This window comes from Streptomyces sp. NPDC057137 (assembly GCF_042670825.1).
Taxonomy (GTDB): Bacteria; Actinomycetota; Actinomycetes; order Streptomycetales; family Streptomycetaceae; genus Streptomyces.
Map to the genome: position 1 here is coordinate 143,008 of NZ_JBHUUW010000010.1, position 21,207 is coordinate 164,214.

The following is a 21,207-nucleotide window of genomic DNA, read 5'->3' on the forward strand; positions in this document are numbered from 1 at the left end:
GTCAGATCAGCGCCTTGCGGCGTGATTCGAGGTAGTCCGCGATGTCCTCGATGCCCACGCCGGTGAGGCAGTCGGTGAGGACGACGGGACGGTTCTCGCGCACCCGGTGGGCGTCGGACTCCATGACGTCGATGTCCGTGCGCACGTACTTCGCGATGTCGATCTTGTTGATGACGAGCAGATCGGAGTCGGTGATGCCGGGGCCGCGTTTGCGTGGCATCTTCTCGCCCTCGGCGGTGTCCAGGACGAAGAGGAACAGGTCGACCAGGGCGGGGCTGAAGGTGAGCGTGAGATTGTCGCCGCCGGACTCGTAGAGCAGCGTGTCGGTGTCGGGGAAGCGCTCCAGCATCTCGGCACCGGCCGCGAGATTCATCGTGGGGTCGTCGCGTACGGCGGTGTGCGGGCAGGCGCCCGTCTCGACGCCGACCACGCGCTCCGGTTCGAGAACACCGGCGAGTGTGCGGCGGATGTGCTGGGCGTCCTCCTGCGTGTAGATGTCATTGGTGATGACGGAGGGGCGGTGGCCGCGCTCGATCAGCACCGGTACGAGTGCTTCGATGAGCGCGGTCTTTCCGGATCCGACCGGCCCGCCGACGCCGACCCGCAGTACGTTGTCGTCCATGGTGCTCCCTGGCTTGTGTGGGGGGATCAACTGGCGAACAGCCTTGCCTCGGCGCGCTCATGACGGCCCGTCATGACATCCGCGGCGAAGACGGTGGCGCCGACATCGGCGAGTTCACGCCGCAGCGCGGCGTCGACGGCCACCTCGATGACGGGGGCCGCGCCGCGCAGCAGGGTCTGTGCCTTGCGGTGGTCGGTCAGCCGCAGTCGCAGCGCCGCGCCCGCGAAGCTCACACAGAAGGCGAAGAGGTCCGAGGCGACGGCCTGGCGGACCGGCACACCCGTCGCGGCGTAGATGACCCCGGCGGCCACCGCCTGGGTGCCGGGCGCCTCACCGCGTACGACACGGTCGAAGTAGTCACCGATCTCCGGCCGGTCGAACACCTCCCGGGCGAGGTCGAGGAGTTGGCGGCCGGTGCGGGTGGCGGCCTGGCGCATCTCCCGGCCCAGCTTGGTGGCGAACAGATACTCGTCGATTCCGGCGACGGCCGTTGTGTCGCCCGCCAGGGTCGCCCGGTGGGCGAGGGCGAGCGCGGTGGCGTCGGCCGGCCCGACGCCGTGCAGCAGCAGGTCTTCGAGCAGGAGCGGCAGGGTGACGGAGTCGACCGCCTTGGCCTGGGCGAAGCCCTCCAAGCTGTGGGACAGCGTGTAGAAGCCGCTCGGGAACGCCGAGTCGGTCAACTGGAGGCTGACCAGGAGGGGTTCGAGCGCGGGCTCAGGTGCGAATGCCGTGACCGTCGGGACGGGTTCCGGCGGGGTGTCACCCTCTTCGCGGTACATCGCCTAGACCAGGAAGAACAGGTGGTTGAGGGGCAGTTCGTCGGCCGGGTCGATGGTGGCGACCTTGCCGTTGAGCGTGACCTTGAACGTCTCCGGGTCGACCTTGATGTCCGGCAGCGCGTTGTTGCGGACCATGTTGTGCTTGCCGATGTTGCGGGTGCGGCGGACCGGCAACACCTTGCGTTCCAGGCCCAGTTCGGCCGGGACCCCGGCGGCGATTCCGGCCTGGGACATGAAGGTGGCGTGGGTCGCCTGCAATGCCTTGCCGTACTGCCCGAACATCGGCCGGTAGATGACCGGCTGCGGGGTCGGCAGCGAGGCGTTGGGGTCGCCCATCTGCGCCCACGAGATGATGCCCCCCTTGATCACCATCTTCGGCTTGGCTCCGAAGGAGTGGATGGGCCAGAGCACGATGTCGGCGAGCTTGCCCTTCTCGATGGAGCCCACGTGGTCGGCGATGCCGGTGGCGATGGCCGGGTTGATGGTGACCTTCGCGAGGTAACGCAGCACCCGCTGGTTGTCGTTGCGTGCGGAGTCGCCCTCCAGCGTGCCGAGCTTGTCCTTGCAGTGGTGGGCGGTCTGGAAGGCGCGGGTGACGGTCTCTCCCACCCGGCCCATGGCCTGCGAGTCGGAGGAGAACATGCTGATCACGCCGAGGTCGTGGAGCACCGACTCGGCGGCGATCGTCTCGGCGCGGACACGGCTGTCGGCGAAGGAGACGTCCTCGGGGATGTCATGGCTGAGGTGATGACAGACCATGACCATGTCGAGCAGTTCGTCCACCGAGTTCTTCGTGTACGGCAGAGTCGGGTTGGTGGACGACGGCAGTACGTTCGGCTCGCCCGCCACCCGCATGATGTCCGGTGCGTGACCGCCGCCCGCGCCCTCGCTGTGGAAGGTGTGGATGGTGCGGCCGTCGATCGCGGAGCGGGTGTCCTCGAAGAAGCCGCTCTCGTTGAGGCTGTCTGTGTGGATGGCCACCTGGATGTCGTACCGGTCCGCGACGCTCAGCGCGTTGTCGATCACGGCGGGGGTCGCGCCCCAGTCCTCATGGACCTTCAGGGCGCAGGCCCCGGCCTCGATCTGCTCGTTGAGCGCTTCCGGGAGGCTGCCGTTGCCCTTGCCCATGATGCCCAGATTGACCGGGAATGCCTCGGCCGCCTGGAGGAACCGGGCGATGTTGTACGGGCCGGGTGTGCAGGTGGTCCCGTTCGTACCGTCGGACGGGCCGGTGCCACCGCCGATGAGGGTGGTGATGCCGTTGGTGAGTGCCTGCTCGGCCTGCTGCGGCGAGATCAGATGGACGTGGCTGTCGATGGCGCCCGCGGTGGCGATGAGGTGTTCACCGGCGATGGCTTCCGTGCCGGGCCCGATGACCAGGTCCGGGTGGACGTTGTTCTGCGTCTGCGGGTTGCCCGACTTGCCGATGCCGGCGATGAAGCCGTCCTTGATGCCGATGTCGCACTTGACGACGCCGACGACCGGGTCGATGACCACGACGTTGGTGATCACGGTGTCGAGGGCGCCCTGGGCGCTCGTGGCCTGCGGGTCGGAGGCCATGCCGTCGCGCATGGTCTTGCCGCCGCCGTAGAGGACCTCGTCCCCGTACTGGCCCTCGCTGAAGTCCTTCTCGACCTCGACCACGAGGTTGGTGTCGGCGAGATGGAAGCGGTCGCCGACCGTCGGGCCGAACATGTCGGTGTACTGCTTGCGCGGCAGGATGGGCATCAGCGCGAACCCTTCTTCTTCCCCTTGGCGGTCTTGGCTGCCGTGGTGCGTTTGGTGGCTGTGGTGGTCTTGGCGGCGGTGGTGCGCTTATTGCTTCTGGTGCGTTCCACCGGTACGCCGGAGTCGTCGTCGGCGCTGTTCTGAGCGCCTTGGAAGCCCTGCTCGATCGCCTTGCGGACGGCTTCGACCTTGGCCGGGTTCGAGGCGAGGCTGCCGTTGAGCAGTCCGCTGAAGCCGACGAGGCGGCCGGTTCCGGCGTACGCGCAGAGCTCCACCTCGCGCGTACCGCCGGGCTCGACGCGTACCGATGTGCCGGCGGGAATGTTGAGGTGCATGCCGAGTGCCTTCCGACGATCGAACGACAGAGCCGAGTTGACCTCGAAGAAGTGGTAGTGCGAACCGACCTGGACCGCGCGGTCGCCGGTGTTGCTCACGGTCAGCTTGACCGTGCGGCGGCCGGCGTTGATCTCGATGGGTTCCTTGCCGTAGAGGTACTTCTGATGGAACGTCATGCGGTACTCCTGATGACTTGGCCCGCACCGTGCGGATGGGGATGCGGATGCGGCTGCGGATGGGTGTGGGAGTGGCCGTGGTTGTCGGCGGCCGTCAGGCCGGCCTCGATGCCGTCGTCACCGTGCTCGCGCCGGCGCCGGCGGGCGTCGGCCACGCGCTCCGCGAGCACCCGGGCCAGCGCCGCGGGCGGAATCGTCGGGCCCACGCTCTCCACCCGCGTACCGGGCACGTCCGGCACATCCGGCCGCGCGAACGCCGCCGGCAGCAGCACCACGTGCGACGCGCCGAGAAGCCCGCAGCGCCGGACCCCCTCGGCGAGGTCGGGATCCCCACCGGTGAAGGCGGCCTCGACCAGGGCGTGGTTGCCGTACCGGCGGACCAGACTCGCGACCCGGTACAGCTCGGCGTCCTCGAACGGCCCGCCGGCCGGCGCGGTGATCAGCAGGGCGGCGGTGTCCGGGGTACGGCCGGCCGCCGCGCGCAGCCAGCCGATCAGGTGCTGGGACGTACCGAACGGCTCGGCCAGCACGGTCCCCGAGCGTTCGGCGGCGGGCAGCGCGCGCAGGGTGCGGGCGGTGTCCGCGACGAGTTCCGGGTCGCGGCCGAGTGTCATCGGGACGACGCAGCTCTCCTGGCCCCGGCGGCTCAGGGCCGCGACGGTCCGGTACAGCTCGCGTCCGTTCGGCACGACGGTCACCGCCGGGTCCACCATGCCGCGCAACGCCTTTCCGTGCGCGGCCTCGTGGCCGCACACGGCGATCAACCGGCAGCCGTCGGACACCGGGCTCAGCCGCCGATGGGGTCGTGGCAGGACACCAGCTTGGTGCCGTCCACGAAGGACGCCTCGATCTGGAGCAGCCCGAGCATGTCCCGTACGCCCGGCATGGTGTCGTCCTCGCCGACGATCTGACGGCCGAGTTCCATGCAGTCGGCGACGCTCCTGCCGTCACGGGCGGCTTCCAGGATCGCCTCGCTGATCAGCGCGACGGACTCGCTGTAGTTGAGTTTGAGGCCTCGGCTGCGGCGTTTGCGGGCCAGGTCGGCCACGACGTACACCAGCAGTTTGTCGATCTCGCGCGGTGCGAGGTTCATCGTCGGTTCCTTCCTCGGGGAGGGGAGGGGAGGGGCGGGGTGGCTGGTGGTCAGCCGGTTCTGCTGAGGCGTGGCAGCAGCGGGACGGCCGCCATGAGCACCCAGGTCGTGAGAATGAACGGCCAGGTGAAGGTGTGGCCGCCGAAGGTGGTGAAGAACGAGGTCAGTGCGGCCGTCAGGCCGGTGGTGGCCGCGGCTCCGAAGAGGGCGTACGCGCCGTTCCACACCGTGCCGGTGAGGAAGACCGCGCCGACGGCGATGGCGACGAGGACGGCGTTGTATCCGTAGATGCCGTCGGCGATCAGCGCGGTGGGTGCGCCGAGCGCCCAGGCGGCGACGATCCCGACGACGCTGCCGGCCGCCGCGTACAGCACGACGCGCACCCCGGCGAAGGCCAGGCCGACGAGCATGATGAGTCCGACGTACCAGGTGTCCACCAGGAAGATCTGCGACACGTTGCTGAAGAAGGCGTGCCACAGGTCGTCCCAGGAGATGCCGGTGTCCCCGCGGGTGGCGCTGGACACGGCCTTCGGCGCGCCGTGCCAGATCCGGTCGAAGGACGGTGCGCCGAGCACCATCACGCCGGAGACCAGGCAGAACGGTGCGGTGAGCGCGGTGAGTCCGTAGGGCGTGAGCAGTGTGGTCAGCGCGGCCATCAGCAGCGTGCACATGATCGCGCCGACGACCGTGAGCACGTACGTCGCCGGATGGTGCCCCAGCGACGTGACGAGCGCGATGCCGGTGAGACAGCCGCAGTAACCCTGGATGCCGAGGGCGATGCCGGACCGGTCGACGCCCAGTGCGTAGGCGCTCGCCGTCGCGAAGAGGGTGCCGAGGGTGGCGAAGAGGCCGATCCGCCAGCCCGCCACCCACAGCCCGGCGAGGATGAACGCGCCCGTCCAGATGCTCGCCTGGAGGTCCACCTGCCCAAAGCCGCGCACCGACGCGAGGAGATACGCGGTCGGCTGCCGGCTCTCGAGGGTCCGGACGACGCCCGGCTCGGCGATGGACAAGGGGGGCTCCAACAGCTCGGCAGAGAAGGCCCGCTCTGATCACGGCATGGAGAAGGCAGAAAACCGCATATCGCCATCAATGCATGTGATGAGCTGTTTTTCGCGCTGCGTGGGGCTTCCTTGCGCCGTTCGGGTCGGGACCGACCGCGGCGGCGGGTAACGTCACGCCGCTCGACCCGACGGACGGGACCTGGGGCGCGTTTCGGAAGTTCAAGTTCCGCACGGGCCTGCCCCGGAGGGACCTGCCCGAGCGGTTCGGGCCATGGCAGACCGTGCACGGGCGTTTCGCCCGCTGGGCCGCCGACGGCACTTTCGACCGCCTCCTGGCCGCAGCCCGGAGCCGGGCGGAGGTGGACCGGCTGGTCGCGATCGATTCCACCATCGTGCGGGCCCACCAGCACACCGCGGCCAAAGGAGGCTCGAAGAGTGCGGACTCGGACGCTCCCGCTCCGGGCCCGGGACGCCCCCGGACCCGGCCCGACCACGTCCTCGCGGACAAGGGCTACTCCGCCCGTACCTTCCGGGCCTACCTCCGCCGGCGAGGCATCAAAGCCACGATCCCCGAACGCTCGGACCAACTCGCCGGCAGAGCATGCCGCCGTGAACGGCCCTGCCAGTTCGACAAGGCCGTCTACCGGCGCCGCAACGTCGTCGAACGCTGCTTCCACCGCCTCAAACAATGGCGGGGCATCGCCACCCGCTACGACAAACGCCCCGACCGCTACCTCGCCGCCATCACCCTCGCCAGCACCCTCATCCGGCTCGACCAATGATCGACAAGACACCCCCCAGGTCCGCAGGCCATCCCTTGGACTGATTCATCTAGCAGGGGCTGATCGAGCCGACCCACCCCCAGGGGGCCACATCGTCCCAGCTCTCCGCGCCGGGCGAGGTCCAGCCGAGATTGCCGTTGGTGTCGAAGAACTCCGCCCGTGTCCCCGCCGACTGGTTGTTGTGCCAGGACCCGTCGCCGTACCAAGGAATGCCGTAGCGAAGATTGCAGTAGTACATATTGATCTGGTCACCCGAGTAGCCCGTCCCCGCGTACGCGCACATCCAGTCGTACGGGCAGTAGGTGGCGGTCCGTGCACCGGGTTTCCCGGCGAGATCGCGCGCGTACTTCTCCCCGGGCAGGGAGAGGAGCAGGACTGCTCCGGCCTGCAACTCGATCTTGTTGACGGCGACCTGGGTGCCGCCCGTTCTCCCCAGATAGCCGTCGGCCCTGGCCTGGAGGGTCTCGGCCTGGGAACTGGTCAGTCCCAGCCCTTGTGCCTGCGCCGAGAAGTCAGGCCGGCCACGGTCGGCGGAAGCGCCGGCCGCACCGGTCGTGGCCACGGACGCGAAGAACGTCACCATCAACGCGACGACGATCCTTCCGGCCGCGCTGGATCTCGCTTTTCCTTGCACCGTCACTGTGTTGCCCCCTGGTTGAGGTCGCGTTCCACGTTGACCACAACCTTGCTGTGTACGACGGATCGAGTCATTAGCAGGAAGCGCAGCGTTCTTTCACAGGCGGCGCAGTCCGCATCACGCGGGCCGGCCGAGTTCCGCGCGCTGGTACTCACCGGGCGTCACCCCGTAGGTGGTGCGGAACAGACGGCTGAACGTGGCGGCGTTGACCAGGCCCCACCGCGCGCCGATGTCCTGCACGGGCAGAGCACGCAGCCGGGGGTCGGCGAGGTCCGCGCGGCAGCGTTCGAGCCGCAGGCGGCGGATGGTGGCCGCCACGGTCTCGTCGCGGCCACGGAAGAGCTGGTGCAGGAGCCGTACGGAGATGTGGTGCTGCGCGGCGACGGCATGGGGGGTGAGCCGGGTGTCCGACAGGTTGTCCCGGACGAACCTGTCGACCCGGGCCAGCAACATCTCGTGCCGCGCCTCCGGCGGCAGGTACTCCTGGGCGTCGAGGTGGTGGGCGAGGAACCCCGTCGCCAGGTCGAGGCTCGTCCCGCCGAGCCGCTCCCGTTCGGTCGCGTCCAGCACGGGCGCCTCCTGAACCACGGAGCTGAGGAACTGGGCCAGCACCCGGCCCGTCCCCGACCTGGCCGGGATGCCGACGGCGAGCAGCCGGTCGACCTTCGCCTCGGGCAGTGGCACCAGCGCGCGCGGCAGGTGCAGGATGATCGCCCGCGAGTCCCCGATCACGGGCCCGCTCTCGGCCTGGCCGCTGTAGGGGCGCGACGACGTCCACATCGCGAAGTCACCCGCGAACAGCCGGGTCTCGTTGCGCCCCTGGCCCACCCGCATCGCTCCGGCCAGGATCAGCGTCAGCTCGTACGTCTCCGGGTCTGCGCGGCGTATGAGCCCGGCGGTCCGCTCCGACCGGAGCCCGGGGAAGGACATCGTGGTGAACTGGAGCCGCCCCAGGTTCAGCAACCCCGCGCTGCCCGCGAAGTCTGCGGCGTGGTCGGTGGTGATCCGGGTCGGCGCCACCCCCCGGGCGACCACCTCGCGCCACCAGTCGAACCGGTACTCCGCCGGTAACTCCGCCGTGTCGAACTCCGTGAACGCCATCGGCCCCCCGTCTGCCGTGCGCCTACCGTGTATGTGGCGCTCAGTCACCTTCCCAGTGTCGGCACCCGTTGCGACCGGCGGGCAGCCGTCTGCCGCAACATGGCCGGGCCGGGCCCAGTAATGGCTGATGTGACCTGGGATACGGGGGACACCGCCCGGAGCGAGAGCCGGCGAGGGCCGCCGCTCAGGTCTCGAGGTCCTTCTCGTACGCGGTGTTGTCCGTGAGGACGTCCGTTGCGAGCGTGGATGCTGACACCACGCGCAGTCCCAGCCGTAGTGCCCGTTCGGCGAGGTCGGCAGCGTCCGAGTCCGCCAGGAGAAGGGCGAAGGCCTTGATCCGGTCGGCCTCCCTCGGCAGACGGCAGAAGACGGCCGGCTCAGCGACGGTTAGGGCTGTTGGACCTGACAGGGTCAAGCACGGCCGTCGCCGGGCAGGTCGGCGCCGTGGCGGGCGGTGTGCAGTTCTCCAGGAGCCCGAGGAACTCGTCGCGGGCTTCGGAGGCCGCGGTGCCGGCGGTCAGCTCGGCGCCGTAGACGTCGAGGACGAGGCGCAGCAAGCGCAGCGGGGCGGCGAGGGCCGGCCCGTCGAGCTCGCCTACCTGCTGTGCGCTTGCGCCCTGGGCGGGCTCAATCCGGTCCGCACCCAGGGCGCCGCCGTCGAAAGCCCCCTGACGGATCGTCAGGCGTCTCCGCCCCAGCCCTTGCCCGCCAGTTCCTTGGCCACCGTGGTCATGGCCCTGTTCACCGCTTCGCTGCCGGCGCGTGCCATGGCGGTGAGTTCCGGGCCCGCCGTCTCCGGGGTGCCGGCGTCGAAGGGCGGGGCCGGGGCGTATTCGAGCATCAGCTGGGTCATCTTGGCGGTGTCCTCGCCCAGCAGTTGCGCGAGTACGACAAGGGCGAAGTCGAGGCCCGCGGTGACGCCTCCGCCGGTGATCCGGTTGCGGTCGACGACGACCCGGCCTTCGGCGTACTCCGCGTCGAACAGGGCCAGTACGTCGATACCGCTCCAGTGCGTGGTCGCCCGGTAGCCGCGCAGCAGTCCGGCCGCGCCCAGGATCAGCGAGCCACCGCAGACAGAGGTGACGTACCGGGCTCGCGCGCCGCGGTCGGCGAGGAACTCCCGTACCTCTTCGTCCGCCGCGACCGGTGCCTGGTCCTGGCCGCCGGGGACGAACAGGACGTCGAGGTCGGCCGGGCAGTCGGCGAAAGTGGTCGTCGGGTGGACGACCACGCCGGAGTCTGACGTCACCGGGACGGTCGTCTTCCACACGAGGTGGACCTCCGTCGTGGGCGCGAACGCGGCGTGCGGTGCGATCAGGTCGAGCAGGGTGAGCCCGGGATACAGCAGCATCGCGACCTTCGGGCGGTCCGGAGTGGTCATCATGATTCCTCTGCGTTGTGGGTGGAGTAGGCCGGAGCAGGCGTCGCAGGGCCTTGTGAGTGGTCGGAAAAGTGCTGGTGGCCCTGGGGGACCGGGTGGCACGACACCGACGTTAACGATCAGTCGGCCACCCGGACAGTGGCATTAATGCCAGGGTTCACCGGGTTATCGCCAGTCAGCATTCCCGCAGTTCAGATCACCTGTGAGGCATTGGCGGCCCGCCCGTGGTGCCGTACGTTATTGCCATGCATACGGTGGCCGTACTCGCTCTCGACCAGGTCGTTCCGTTCGATCTGGGCACCCCGCTGGAGGTGTTCGGCCGGGTTCGCCTCCCGAGTGGGCGTCCCGGCTACCGCGTCCGTGTCTGCGCGGCCGACTCCCCGGTGGACGCCGGGCTGTTCCGTATCGACGCGCCCTGGAACCTGGACGCGCTCGCCGGCGCCGACACGATCATCGTGCCGGGCCGCTCCGTCCTGACGACCCCGGTCCCGGACGAGGTCCTGGCCGCGTTGCGTACGGCGGCCGCCGCGGGGACCCGGATCGCGTCGATCTGCAGTGGGACATTCACCCTCGCCGCCGCCGGGCTGCTCGACGGCCTGCGTGCGACCACGCACTGGGCGGCCGCCGCGGAACTCGCCGAGCGGTACCCGGCGGTCGAGGTCGACCCGGACGTGCTCTACGTCGACAACGGGCAGATCCTCACCTCGGCCGGTGCCGCCGCCGGCCTGGACCTGTGCCTGCACCTGATCCGCCGCGACCACGGCTCGGCCGTCGCCGCCGACGCCGCCCGCCTGTCCGTGATGCCGCTGGAACGCGAGGGCGGCCAGGCCCAGTTCATCGTTCACGAGCAACCGCCGACCCCCCAGGGTTCGGTGCTGGAACCGGTGCTGCGCTGGCTGGAGGAGAACGCCGCGCGCGACGTGTCCTTGGAGGAGATCGCCCGGCACAGCGGGATGAGCACACGCACACTGCTGCGCCGCTTCCGCGAACAGACCGGGACCACACCCCTGCAGTGGCTGCACCGCGCCCGGGTCCGCCAGGCGCAGTTCCTGCTCGAAACCACGGCACACCCGGTCGACCGGATCGCCGGGCAGGTCGGCTTCGGCTCGCCCACCACATTCCGCGACCGCTTCAAGCGGATCACCGGCGTGAGCCCGCAGACCTACCGGAACGCCTTTCAGTAGGCGGGGCCCCGCCCGCATTCCCACTACGACGTGGCCGTGGTCCTCTTCATGACGCGGCTCGCCATGGAGAGAAGCAGCGGCTCGGGCAGGCGGGAGCCGACCCGGGCCATGACGGTGTTGAGCCGGCCGTCCACGACGGAGGCCTTTCGTGAACTGAGCGCCTTGAGCGCGGTGTTGACCACCTGCTCAGGGGTACGCATCGTGCCCGGGTAGTTCTGACCACTCGTCATGGGTGTGTCCGTCAGCCCGGGGCACAGAGCGAACACGCGGACGCCGGTGTCGGCGTTCTCAGCACTCACGGCCTGGGTGAACGACAGGACGAAAGCCGCGCTCGCGGTGCGTGCCGCCATGTACGGGGCGGGTTGGAACGCACCGGTGCCCGCGATATTGATGATCACCCCGCCGCCCCGGGAAACCATGCCGGGCAGAAAGCGGACGGTGTTCTCCAGAACCGTCTTGACGTTGAGGTTGACGACCGGGCCCGCTTGTTCCGGGTCCATGTCCGCGACCGGTCCCAGGGAGCTGAAGCCCGCGTTGTTCACGAGGAGGTCGACGGAGAGGCCGAGTTCGGTGACGCGTCCGAAAAGCCGTTCCGGCGCGTCGGCCGTGGACAGGTCGATTCCCTCGGTGAACACGTCGACACGATGCTCGGCGCGAAGCGAGGCGGCCAGGGCGTCGAGCTTGTCGATCGACCGTGCCACGAGGACCAGGTTCGCGCCGCGCGCCGCGAGTTGACGGGCGAACTCCTCGCCGATGCCGGAGGACGCCCCGGTGATCAGGGCTGTTCGGCCGGAGATGGCGGACGGGTCGTACATGATGGCTCCTCACAATGCGGTCGGGTTCGGTGCGACAGGTGGGCGGACGCCCGCCAGGCGCCGGCTCATCCCCGCGCTGTGATGTCGCTCGGGAACGCGACCTCGGTCAGCTGCTCGGACATCGCCCATAGCCGCCGCGCCGCCTCCGGATCGCTGGCCGCCGTCGTCCGGCCCACCAGCGTCGGGCCGCCGCGCATCTCGCGGAGGCCGTCGGGACCCAGATAGCTCGCACCGGGAAGGTCCTGGGTGGCCGCGTACAGCGTGGGCAGGGAGCCTGCCGTGCTGTCCTGTGCGACAGACCGGTTGGCGATCGCGATGAGCACACGAACCAGACGGCTGGCGTTGTGGTCCTGAAGATTCGTGGCGGCCAGTCCGGGGTGTGCCGCAAGCGCGCGTACGGGAGAGCCGGCGTCGGTGAGCCGGCGCTGGAGCTCCAGGGTGAACAGCAGGTTGGCCAGTTTGGACTGGGAGTAGGCGCGGTTGGGGGTGTACTCGCCGTCGAGGTTCGGATTGTCGAAGCGGATTCCCTTGCTGAACCGGTGTGCTCCGGAGGACACGTTCACCACGCGCCCGGTGACATGCGGCAGCAGCAGGTTGGTCAGCGCGAAGTGGCCCAAGTGGTTGGTACCGAGCTGCGTCTCGAAGCCGTCCTTCGTCCGGCTCTCCGGGACAGCCATCACCCCGGCGTTGTTGATCAGCAGATCCACCGGGCCGTCCCAGGATCCGGCGAACTCGCGCACCGATGAGAGGTCGGCGAGGTCGAGCCGCAACACCTCGGTGCTTCCCCGGACGGTCCGCGCCGCGGCCTGACCGCGTACGGGATCGCGCACAGCCAGCACCACGTGCGCACCGGCCCGCGCGAGCGCGGCGGTCGTGGCGATGCCCAGCCCGCTGTTGGCGCCGGTGACGATCGCCGTGCGGCCGGTCAGGTCCGGGATGTCGGTCACGTTCCAAGTACCCATGACACCCAATGTAGGCACCGGCAACAATGATGTCAATGACAACAATGGTGACAGTGACTACATGCGGATATGCTCATTGACATGCCCGATCGTCGTTACCACCACGGAGACCTGCGCGCCGCCCTGCTGGCCCGCGCCGAACAGACGCTGCGCGAGAAGGGCGTCGACGCGCTGTCGTTGCGTGAGCTGGCCCGTGACATCGGGGTCAGCCACGCCGCGCCGAGCCGGCACTTCCGGGACAAGCGGGCGCTGCTGGACGCGCTCGCGCTGACCGGAATGAACCGACTGCTCGCCGAACTGGAACGTGTGGGCAGCGCCTGTGACACCTTCGGTGCTCGGATCACCGCGCTGGCCAGGACCTACGTCGACTTCTCGGTGGGCGAGCCGGAACTGCACGACGTGATGTTCGCCGGCAAGCACGACCCGGACGCCTCGGAGGAAATGCGGGCCGCCGCGCAACGGCTCGGTGCTCTGATCTTCGAGGTGATCACCGAGGGTCAGCGCGCCGGCGAGATCCGTCCTGACGATCCGGCGCGGATCGAACTGCTGATGTTCTCCACGCTCCACGGCTTCGCCGCTCTCGCGGCGAGCGAGGTGGTTCCGGTGAGTGCGGGCCCTGGCGCGGTGGACGCGATCGTCGAAGACCTCATGCGCGGCCTGCGGCCCCGATGAGCCTGAGCTCGACGAGCCTCGACCCGATGAGCCTCAGCTCGACGAACCTCGACCCAACGAGCCTCAGCTCGACGAACCTCGACCCGGTGGGTGAAGGGCCCCGTCGAGCAGGGCGTTGAGGTAGCGATCGGTCAGGCCGGGATCGTCGCGGTCGGGAGCGTGACGTATGGCGAATCCGATGCCGCACAGCAGGAGCATCATGTCGGCGGCGTCGAGGGACGGGCGCAGCGCTTCGTCGGCGGCCGACCGCGCGAGGAGGTTGTGGGTCTTCTCCTGGAGCCGGTGACGCAGATGGCGCATGTCCGGCGTCGCCGGATTCGGGTCGGTCGCCGCGGCGGCGAAGGCGTCGTCCTGCAGGTAGGCGGTGAGGGCTGACCTGAGGAAGGTGCGCAGCGCCTGGTGGGGGTCGGCCGCCGCGGCCGCCTGCTCGGCCTGTTCGATCAGCGCGGTGAACTGATCGGTGGCCAGGGCCTCAAGCAGGGTTTCCGGTGTCGGAAAGTGCCGGTAGACGGTGCCGACGCCGACGTCCGCCGCCTGCGCGACGGCGTTGAGCTGGACCGGGTTCCCCGCCCGCGCCAAGGACCGCGCGGCGTCCATGATGCGCCGGCGGTTGCGCGCGGCGTCCTTGCGCAGCACGGGCTGCGGTGCGGGCTGCTGAGGGGAGGCCGTGTCCGTCATGGGGCAGATACTACCCGCGAGGCGGATGAACCCTCCATTCGGATTACTCATCGATTCGGATATCTGATCCGGTTGTGATTACAGTGGAAACACAGGCGCGGGGCGAGCCCTCGCCCACGCCACCCTCTGAAGGACGGGATCTTCGATGAGTACGGTGCCCGAGGCCGTCGTTTCGCCCGAGTCGCTGGACGTGGCGGGCCGGCGCCGCACACTGACCGTCGTGCGCCACCCGCAGCCGAACGCGGGCAAGGTCCCCGTGGTGCTCGTCCTGCACGGCTCCATGCAGACCGCCGCCGCGATCCGCTCAATGACCGCGAACACCTTCGACCACATCGGGGTGGAGTCCGGCAGTGTCGTCGCGTACCTCGACGGCTACAAGAAGCACTGGAACGACGCCCGGATCAGGAATACCTCGGCAGCCCGGGCCGACGGCGTGGACGATGTCGCCTTCGTCCGGGCCGCCATCGACCTCATGGTGCGGAGCTACGGAGGCGACGACTCCCGGGTCTACGCCGTCGGCTTCTCCAACGGCGGGCAACTGGTGATGCGCCTGATCCACGAGACGCCGTCCGCCCTGGCCGGAGCGGCCGTCCTCTCCGCGACGCAGAGCGTCCCCGAGGAATTCGCCCCGGAGTCCCCGCAGGAGCGACCGGTCCCCGTCATGTTCGTTCACGGAACCAAGGACCCCATCACCCCTTACGAGGGAGGGATGGCCAAGATGTTCCGGATCAGCCCCCGGGGCATGGGCCTGTCCGCCCAGGACACCGCCGCCTACTACGCGCGCCGTAACGGCATCACCGCCGCCGCGACCACCACGGCTCTGGACACGACGGCCGGGGCGGGCCCGACGCGGGTCGAACGAACCGACTACCGCCGGCCGGGCCACCCGCCGGTGACCCTCTACACCGTGCACGAAGGCGGCCACACGATCCCGGTGCCGGAGAAGGGCCGCCCCGCTCCCGCCACCCGCCTCCTCATGGGCCGTACCGACCACACCCTCGACACCGCCCGAGCCATCAGCGAATTCTTCGGCCTGACGGCACACGCCGAGCACGCCTGAACAGCACCGACCGGCGCCGATCAGCACCGAGCGACACCCGAGCAGCACCGAGCAACATCCGAACATTCCGCGAAGGAGTGCGTTGTGACTCGACAAGAAGCCGCCGCTTTGGTGACCGACCGGCGCGATCTGCGCTGCCCGTTCGCGCCCGACGTGGAACTGGCCGCGATCCGCGACACCGTGGACGACCTGCCCACCGTCCACCTGGCCTTCGGACCGGGCGCCGAGTTCGACGCCCTCGCCATCACCCGTTACGCCGACGTACGGCAGGTACTCGCCGACGAACGGTTCCGGACGGGTTTCGCGTTCGACCCCGACCAGCCGCGAACTCTGGCCAACCAGCCCGGATTCCTCCTCAACTACAACGGCCCGGAACATGCCCGGCTGCGCCGTATGCTCACCGGCGCGTTCACCGTCAGACGCGTTCAGCTACTCCGGCCGCAGGTCGAAGAGATCGTCACCGCCCAGCTGGACGAGTTGGCCAAGGCCGGACCGGGCGCCGACCTGGTCACCGACTTCGCCTTCCCGGTGCCCTCCCAGGTGATCTGCGCTCTGCTCGGCGTGCCGTACGCGGAACGCGCGGAGTTCCAGCAGCGCACCGAGAGCATCCTCGAAGGCCGTGGAAGTACCGAGCGGGCGGTCGACGCCGTAACCGAATTCCGCGCCTACGTCGCCGGAATCGTCGGCGCCCGCCGTGCCGACCCCGACGACAGCCTGCTCGGGAACCTGATCCGCGAGCGCGGGGACGAGCTGACCGACGACGAACTGATCGGCATCAGCATCCTGTTGCTGATCGCCGGGCACGAGACGACCTCGAACATGATCGCGCTCAGCACCTTGGCGTTGCTGCGCCATCCCGAGCAGCACGCCCTGGTCCGCGACGACGACGGGGTGACCGGTTCGGCGGTGGAGGAGCTGTTGCGGCAGCTCAGCATCGCCTCGCCCCTGGTGCGGAAAGCGACCGAGGACGTCGCGGTCGGCGACCACCGCGTCAGGGCCGGGCAGTACGTCGTCGTCTCCGCGTTGGCCGCGAACTGGGATCCCCAACTCGTGGGCGATGCGCCCGAGTTGGATGTGCGGCGTAAGCCGTTGCCCCATCTGGCGTTCGGGCACGGGCGCCATCAGTGTCTCGGCCAGCAACTCGCCCGGCTGGAACTGCGGATCGCCATCCCCGCGCTCCTGCGGCGCTTTCCCGGACTGCGGCTGGCGGTTCCCGAGGCGGACCTGCGGTTCCGGGTCAACTCCTCGGTCTACGCGCTGCGCGCCCTGCCCATCTCCTGGTGAGAGGACCTGCGATGAACGTCGTCATCGACGAGGAGAAGTGCGTCGGCAGCGGCCAGTGCGTGCTGACGGCACCGGACGTGTTCGACCAGCGTGACGCCGACGGCGTCGTGGTCCTTCTCCAGGACACACCACCGGAGACCGAGCTGACGAATGTGCGCGAGGCCGCCGACCTCTGCCCGGCCGCCGCCATCCGGGTCCGGCAGCGGACGGCCTCGTGATCAGCGATGTACCCGCCGACCTCGAAGCGCCGAATACGGACCACCGGCCAGGCCGGAATCATCTCAGGCCGAGATCATCTGAGGAGCTGTCATGCGCAACGTGCCTTCCGTCTCCGGTCGGACCGCGCTCATCACCGGGGCATCGAGCGGCATAGGTGAGGAGTTCGCGCGACAGCTTGCCGCGCGAGGCGCGAACCTCGTACTCGTCGCACGGTCCCTCGACAGGCTTGACGCACTGGCCGAGTCACTGCGAACCACCCACCGAGTCGATGTGGTCACCGAGAAGCTCGACCTCTCCGCGCCCGACGCGTCGGATCAGCTTTTCCGGCGCACCACCCAGCTCGGCATCTCCGTGGACATCCTCGTCAACAACGCGGGTCTTGATTTCCTCGGACCGGCTACGGAACTCCCCGTACCGAAACTGGCCGCTCTCATCGACCTCAACGTCAGGACCGTCCTGGAGAACACGGTCCGGTTCCTGCCCGCGATGACCGCTCAAGGTGACGGGGTGATCATCAACGTCGCCAGCACGGCGGCGTTCGGACCGGCTCCCTACATGGCCGCGTACGGTGCGAGCAAGGCCTGCGTCCTGTCGTTCACACAAGCCGTGAGCGCCGAGAACGCCGGCACCGGTGTACGGATACTCGCCCTGTGCCCCGGACCGACCGAAACCCCCATGATGAGCGGCCGGGACTCCCCACTGGGAAAGAAGCGGACCCCTGAGCACGTGGTCGACACGGCACTCAAAGCGCTCAGCACGCGGAAGACCTCCGTGGTCGACGGCCCGCTCAACGCCTTCTTCGCCCGGGTCGTCGCCCGTCTGCCGGCGTCGGTGCTCCTCACCATGGCGACCCGGACGATGAAGGGACGCGCGACCGCGTCCACGACAGGCTGAGCTACCCCTCGCGCACCGGGGCCGTGGTCGACCGGATGACCAGTTCGGGGTCGAACAGCAGCTCGCCCGTCGGTACGTCGCGGTTGCTGACCAGGGCCAGCACCCCCCGGCCGACCTCCAGGGCGAGCCCGGACGCGGGCTGGCGGACCGTGGTGAGCGGCGGGTCGGTGAACTCCGTGATCATCGAGCCGTCGTAGCCCACCACCGAGACATCGTCCGGCACCGAGCGCCCCAGCCGCCGGATGCCGCGGATCGCGCCGAGCGCCATGTAGTCGCTGGCGGCGACGATCGCCGTGGCGCCGAGCTGGAGCAGCGCCCCGGCCGCCGCCTGGCCGCCCTCGACCGTGTACGACTGCCGGATCACCCAGCGCCCGGGATTCTCGATGCCGCGCTTGGCCATGGAACTGAGGAAGCCCTGGACGCGCTGGTCGGCGGGGTGGTTGCCGGCCGGGCCCGACGCCATGCCGATGTTGCGGTGGCCGAGGCGGTAGAGGTGGTCGACGGCCAGCTCGGCGGCGAGCCTGTCGTCGGTGGAGTAGACCGGGGCCGGGACGCCGTCCGCGAAGACACCGTTGATCCCGACGTAGGGGATGCGCCGGGCGCGCAGTATTTCGTACGTCTCCGTGTCCGCGCCCTCGACGGTGTTGGACGCCGACAGGAAGACCACGGCCGCCACCCCCTTGTCCGCCAGCGCGGTGATGAACTCACGCTCCTGCACTCCACCGGGGAAGGCCGGGCACAGGACGGTCTTCAGCCCGTGCGGCGCGAGGGCCGACTCCAGCCGCTCGGCGACGTCGGCGAAGAACGGGTTGGACACGAACTCCGTGACGACCGCGACCAGTTGGCCCTGGGTGGGCCGCTCGTAGCCCAGCTCGGCCATGGCCTGCTCGACCGCGTCCCTGGTCTTCTTCGCGACACCCTGCCGCCGGTTGATCACCCGGCTGACGGTCGCCTCGCTGACCTGGGCACGGGCTGCGATCTCGGTGATCCCGACCTTCATCCCGCGCCTTCCGTGATGTGGAGTTTGGCCAGTCCCATCCGAGGGACCGGCAGAGTGTGCGGGCCGGTCGCGAGGCTCGTCCGGCTCCGGTCGATCATACGGCCGGAGGCGTGATGGACGGTCAGTTCCACGGCGACGCGCGGGCCGGTGTTCTCCAACCGGAGTTGGTCCGCCGGCGCGCCGTTGACCAGGACCAACTCGCCGTACGCCGACAGATCCACGGGCACGACACGCGTGCTGTGCACGTCCACGACACGTATCCCGTCGCCGGTCGCGTCCACGAGTGTGTAGAGATCGTCGGGGCGTCCCGGCTCGACCGTCCCGTCCAGCAGCGTGCCGCGCAGCCGGCGCCACTCGGCGAGCCAGAAGGCCACCGACGCGCGCTGCTCGCCGGAGATCCGGTCGAGGCGCACGGAGATCTGCGGCACCGAGTGCAGGGCGCCGATCAACTGCCGGGCGGCGGCCTCGACGGGGGCGTCCCGGTGCCACATCAGCATGTCGGACTGGACGGCGCCGCCGACGGCGAGCAGTGAGGTGTCCAGGGTGCGGACCCGGTTGGCCGTGGCGTCGGCCGGGCAGTCGAAGGAGCGCAGCATGTTGCCGAAGGGAGCCATGCCGGGTCCGGTGTACGGCTGGCGCAGCTCGATGAGCAGATCGGGGCGCAACTCCTGCAGGGCCGCCCGGACTTCGGTGAGCAGCGCGGTCATGGCCACGCCCACGTCGGGTGTGTCGGCCGTGTCCGGGCAGGGGTGGCCGCCACCGGCCGCGTACACCATGGCCTCGTCGAGAAAGTCGATCTTGAGTCCGTCGAGTCCGTGGTCGGCGACGACACGCGTGCACAACTGGACGACGTGGCGCCGGACTTCGGGCACGCGCGGGTCCAGGACATAGGCGCCGGGTGTGCTGCCGGGCGCGGGCGCGTGGGGCGCCCACCGGTCGAAGCAGTCGGCGTTCGGGCCGAGCAGCAGCGGCGCGAGCCACACCATGTAGCGCAGCCCGCCGGCCCGGACGCGGGCCACATGGCCGGCGAAGTCGGGGAACTTGGCGCGGTCCGGCCGCCAGTCGCCGCACCCCGCGTAACCGCGTCCGCTGCCCAGTTCCTGCCAGCCGTCGTCGAGGATCAGTACCCCGCAGCCGAGTTCGGCCGCGAGCGCGGCCTGGGTCTCGACGGACTCGGCGTCGACGTCCTGGTTGAAGGCGTACCAGGTTGAATACACGGGCGTACGGGCCGAGTCGGGCACGGGCATCGGGGTGATCTCGGCGGCGAACCAGCCCCGCAGGGCCCGCATCGCGGTCGCCACCGATGCGGCCCTCGGCACGAACAGCAGCCGGTGCGCCTCGTCCGAGGCGGGCAGGCTGAGATGGACGACATGGGTGTCGTGCTCCTCGGAGACCCCGAACCGCAGCGCCAGCTCCGGCACCGGATCGGCTGCCGCGAAGGCCAGCATGGTGGCGCCCTCGTGGTCGTACAGACAGCCCGCGGCGTGTCCGCTGACGAGTGACACCCGCGTCCGGCCCGCCCAGTCGGCGAGCAGGGTACGCCGCCAGCCGCCGTCCGGATGCCAGTATCCGGCGGCGTCGCCGAGGGGCACGGAGAGCCGGATCTCGACCGGTGCGCCGTCGGCGCGTACGGACAACATCCGCAGGCCGTCCGGGAGTTCGGTCAGCTCCCAGGTGGGGTCCGGGCCGGACGGGCCGTGGGCGTCGGGGCCGTGGACGTCCCGGCCGTGTGCGTCCGGGCCCTCGGCGTCCCGGGTGAGGACGGCGATCCGTACGTCGTCGAGGAGCGGCCGGTACGGCGCGGGCGCCAGCTCGGCGGTGGTGACGGCCCCGGCGTCCCGCACCGTGCGGACGGGCCGGGTCAGGGGCTCCCGCGAACCGGAGGTCGGGACGGACTGGAGGGGCTGGGCGGACTGCACACTTACTCCTTCACGGCGCCGGCGAGGAGGCCGGAGACGAAGTGGCGCTGCAGCGCCAGAAAGACGATGGCCATGGGGATCGCGGCGACGGACGTACCGGCGAGGATCGCGCCGTAGTCCGTGTTGTCGATCCCCTGCAGGGAGGCGAGGGCGACGGGGATGGTGAAGGACGCGCCGTCCCGCAGCACGATCAGCGGCCAGACGAAGTCGTTCCACTGGTAGAGGAAGAGGAAGATCGCCAGCGCCGCGAGGCCGGGCTTCATCGGCGGGAGGACCACTTTCCAGAAGAGCCGCAGTTCACCGCAGCCGTCCATCCGGCCCGAGTCGAGGAGTTCGTCGGGCAGCGCCGCCATCGACTGGCGCATCAGGAAGATCCCGAAGGGCAGCGCGAGGTTGGGCATGATCACGGCCTGGTAGGTGTCCAGCCACTGGAACTGCGCCATCATCTTGAACAGCGGGACGAGGGTGACCTGGCTGGGGATGACGAGGCCGAGCATGAGGAGCCCGAACAGCGCCTCGCGGCCCTTGAAGCGGTACTTGGCGAAGGCGTAGCCGGCCAGTGTGCAGACCGCCGCCGCGCACACCGTGTAAATCGTGGCGATCAGCAGGGAGTTGAGGACGACCCGGCCGAACTGCGCGGACTCCTGGAGTGTGGAGAGGTTGTCCCCGAGGTGTCCGCCGGGCAGCAGGGGCGGCGGGCTGTCGAAGATGTCGTCGGAGCTGTGGGTGGCGGCGATCATCAGCCAGTAGAAGGGGATCGCGACGGCGGCGAGGACGATCGCGAGCGCGGAGGTCAGCATGATGCTTCTGCCGCAGGTCCGGTTTCTGGCCGCGCGGGCCGCTCCGGCTGATCCGGCTGATCCGGCTGATCCGGCTGCTCC

23 protein-coding genes and 1 pseudogene are annotated in these 21,207 nt (G+C 69.7%); 7 read left to right on the plus strand and 17 right to left on the minus strand.

Annotation, left to right across the window (positions count from 1 at the left end; genetic code table 11):
* Position 1: 1 nt before the first annotated feature.
* Genes ureG through ACFT9I_RS11685 form a run of 7 tightly spaced genes read right to left on the minus strand, consistent with a single transcriptional unit; the run spans position 2 to position 5,747 of the window.
* Complete coding sequence (gene ureG, locus ACFT9I_RS11655; protein WP_382563128.1) at positions 2-622, minus strand: urease accessory protein UreG; 621 nt, start codon at positions 620-622, stop codon at positions 2-4.
* 26 nt (positions 623-648) lie between these two features.
* On the minus strand, positions 649-1,401 hold the full coding sequence (locus ACFT9I_RS11660) for an urease accessory protein UreF (RefSeq protein ID WP_382563131.1): 753 nt from the start codon (positions 1,399-1,401) through the stop codon (positions 649-651).
* A gap of 3 nt (positions 1,402-1,404) precedes the next feature.
* Positions 1,405-3,129 carry an urease subunit alpha gene (gene ureC, locus ACFT9I_RS11665; protein ID WP_382563133.1) on the minus strand — a complete coding sequence of 575 codons (1,725 nt, stop codon included), beginning with the start codon at positions 3,127-3,129 and terminating at the stop codon, positions 1,405-1,407.
* A complete protein-coding gene (locus ACFT9I_RS11670; RefSeq protein ID WP_382563135.1) occupies positions 3,129-3,641 on the minus strand; it encodes an urease subunit beta in 513 nt (170 codons plus the stop codon). The genes ureC and ACFT9I_RS11670 overlap by 1 nt, the downstream gene beginning before the upstream one ends.
* On the minus strand, positions 3,638-4,423 hold the full coding sequence (locus tag ACFT9I_RS11675) for a sirohydrochlorin chelatase (RefSeq protein ID WP_382563137.1): 786 nt from the start codon (positions 4,421-4,423) through the stop codon (positions 3,638-3,640). The genes ACFT9I_RS11670 and ACFT9I_RS11675 overlap by 4 nt, the downstream gene beginning before the upstream one ends.
* A gap of 5 nt (positions 4,424-4,428) precedes the next feature.
* A complete protein-coding gene (locus ACFT9I_RS11680) occupies positions 4,429-4,734 on the minus strand; it encodes an urease subunit gamma (protein WP_382563138.1) in 306 nt (101 codons plus the stop codon).
* A 50-nt stretch (positions 4,735-4,784) separates the two neighbouring features.
* Entirely contained in the window at positions 4,785-5,747 is a 963-nt protein-coding gene (locus tag ACFT9I_RS11685) for an urea transporter (RefSeq protein ID WP_382563140.1), read from the minus strand.
* 161 nt (positions 5,748-5,908) lie between these two features.
* On the opposite strand from ACFT9I_RS11685, the pseudogene ACFT9I_RS11690 reads away from it, so the two are divergent.
* Positions 5,909-6,520 (plus strand): annotated as a pseudogene (locus ACFT9I_RS11690) (transposase); the annotation flags it as partial.
* Positions 6,521-6,569: 49 nt separating this feature from the next.
* Here ACFT9I_RS11690 and ACFT9I_RS11695 read toward each other — a convergent pair.
* The 4 genes from ACFT9I_RS11695 to ACFT9I_RS11710 all read right to left on the minus strand — a co-directional run bounded on the left by ACFT9I_RS11695 (position 6,570) and on the right by ACFT9I_RS11710 (position 9,639).
* A complete protein-coding gene (locus ACFT9I_RS11695; RefSeq protein ID WP_382563141.1) occupies positions 6,570-7,103 on the minus strand; it encodes a hypothetical protein in 534 nt (177 codons plus the stop codon).
* A 171-nt stretch (positions 7,104-7,274) separates the two neighbouring features.
* On the minus strand, positions 7,275-8,258 hold the full coding sequence (locus ACFT9I_RS11700; RefSeq protein WP_382563143.1) for a helix-turn-helix domain-containing protein: 984 nt from the start codon (positions 8,256-8,258) through the stop codon (positions 7,275-7,277).
* Between the two features lie 377 nt (positions 8,259-8,635).
* Positions 8,636-8,815: a hypothetical protein gene (locus tag ACFT9I_RS11705; RefSeq protein ID WP_382563145.1), complete on the minus strand. Its 180-nt coding sequence runs from the start codon at positions 8,813-8,815 to the stop codon at positions 8,636-8,638.
* 122 nt (positions 8,816-8,937) lie between these two features.
* Entirely contained in the window at positions 8,938-9,639 is a 702-nt protein-coding gene (locus tag ACFT9I_RS11710) for a DJ-1/PfpI family protein (RefSeq protein ID WP_382563147.1), read from the minus strand.
* 245 nt (positions 9,640-9,884) lie between these two features.
* Between ACFT9I_RS11710 and ACFT9I_RS11715 the strand changes: the two genes are divergently transcribed.
* A complete protein-coding gene (locus ACFT9I_RS11715) occupies positions 9,885-10,823 on the plus strand; it encodes a GlxA family transcriptional regulator (RefSeq protein ID WP_382563149.1) in 939 nt (312 codons plus the stop codon).
* Positions 10,824-10,846: 23 nt separating this feature from the next.
* On the opposite strand, the gene ACFT9I_RS11720 is transcribed toward ACFT9I_RS11715, so the two are convergent.
* Both ACFT9I_RS11720 and ACFT9I_RS11725 read right to left on the minus strand, forming a co-directional pair.
* On the minus strand, positions 10,847-11,638 hold the full coding sequence (locus ACFT9I_RS11720) for an SDR family NAD(P)-dependent oxidoreductase (protein WP_382563151.1): 792 nt from the start codon (positions 11,636-11,638) through the stop codon (positions 10,847-10,849).
* A 65-nt stretch (positions 11,639-11,703) separates the two neighbouring features.
* Positions 11,704-12,600: an oxidoreductase gene (locus ACFT9I_RS11725; protein ID WP_382563152.1), complete on the minus strand. Its 897-nt coding sequence runs from the start codon at positions 12,598-12,600 to the stop codon at positions 11,704-11,706.
* An 81-nt stretch (positions 12,601-12,681) separates the two neighbouring features.
* Here ACFT9I_RS11725 and ACFT9I_RS11730 point away from each other — a divergent pair, with 81 nt between their 5' ends.
* Entirely contained in the window at positions 12,682-13,272 is a 591-nt protein-coding gene (locus ACFT9I_RS11730; protein ID WP_382563154.1) for a TetR/AcrR family transcriptional regulator, read from the plus strand.
* Between the two features lie 63 nt (positions 13,273-13,335).
* On the opposite strand, the gene ACFT9I_RS11735 is transcribed toward ACFT9I_RS11730, so the two are convergent.
* Positions 13,336-13,950 carry a TetR/AcrR family transcriptional regulator gene (locus ACFT9I_RS11735; RefSeq protein WP_382563156.1) on the minus strand — a complete coding sequence of 205 codons (615 nt, stop codon included), beginning with the start codon at positions 13,948-13,950 and terminating at the stop codon, positions 13,336-13,338.
* 145 nt (positions 13,951-14,095) lie between these two features.
* Here ACFT9I_RS11735 and ACFT9I_RS11740 point away from each other — a divergent pair, with 145 nt between their 5' ends.
* The 4 genes from ACFT9I_RS11740 to ACFT9I_RS11755 all read left to right on the plus strand — a co-directional run bounded on the left by ACFT9I_RS11740 (position 14,096) and on the right by ACFT9I_RS11755 (position 17,407).
* The gene (locus ACFT9I_RS11740) at positions 14,096-15,010 is read left to right on the plus strand and encodes an alpha/beta hydrolase family esterase (RefSeq protein WP_382563158.1); all 915 of its coding nucleotides are present in this window, start codon (positions 14,096-14,098) and stop codon (positions 15,008-15,010) included.
* Between the two features lie 84 nt (positions 15,011-15,094).
* Positions 15,095-16,294, plus strand: coding sequence for a cytochrome P450 (locus ACFT9I_RS11745; protein WP_382563160.1), 1,200 nt, complete (start codon positions 15,095-15,097; stop codon positions 16,292-16,294).
* 11 nt (positions 16,295-16,305) lie between these two features.
* Positions 16,306-16,512, plus strand: a complete 207-nt coding sequence (locus ACFT9I_RS11750) for a ferredoxin (RefSeq protein ID WP_382563162.1) — start codon at positions 16,306-16,308, stop codon at positions 16,510-16,512.
* Positions 16,513-16,603: 91 nt separating this feature from the next.
* Positions 16,604-17,407, plus strand: a complete 804-nt coding sequence (locus tag ACFT9I_RS11755) for an SDR family NAD(P)-dependent oxidoreductase (protein WP_382563164.1) — start codon at positions 16,604-16,606, stop codon at positions 17,405-17,407.
* A gap of 1 nt (position 17,408) precedes the next feature.
* On the opposite strand, the gene ACFT9I_RS11760 is transcribed toward ACFT9I_RS11755, so the two are convergent.
* From ACFT9I_RS11760 to ACFT9I_RS11770, 3 genes are read right to left on the minus strand one after another with little or no spacing between them, the layout of a single operon-like run.
* Complete coding sequence (locus ACFT9I_RS11760) at positions 17,409-18,407, minus strand: LacI family DNA-binding transcriptional regulator (protein WP_382563166.1); 999 nt, start codon at positions 18,405-18,407, stop codon at positions 17,409-17,411.
* Positions 18,404-20,326, minus strand: a complete 1,923-nt coding sequence (locus ACFT9I_RS11765; RefSeq protein ID WP_382563168.1) for a glycoside hydrolase family 36 protein — start codon at positions 20,324-20,326, stop codon at positions 18,404-18,406. Before ACFT9I_RS11765 ends, ACFT9I_RS11760 begins: the two co-directional genes overlap by 4 nt.
* Before the next feature lie 2 nt (positions 20,327-20,328).
* Complete coding sequence (locus ACFT9I_RS11770; protein WP_382563170.1) at positions 20,329-21,126, minus strand: carbohydrate ABC transporter permease; 798 nt, start codon at positions 21,124-21,126, stop codon at positions 20,329-20,331.
* Between the last annotated feature and the right edge of the window lie 81 nt (positions 21,127-21,207).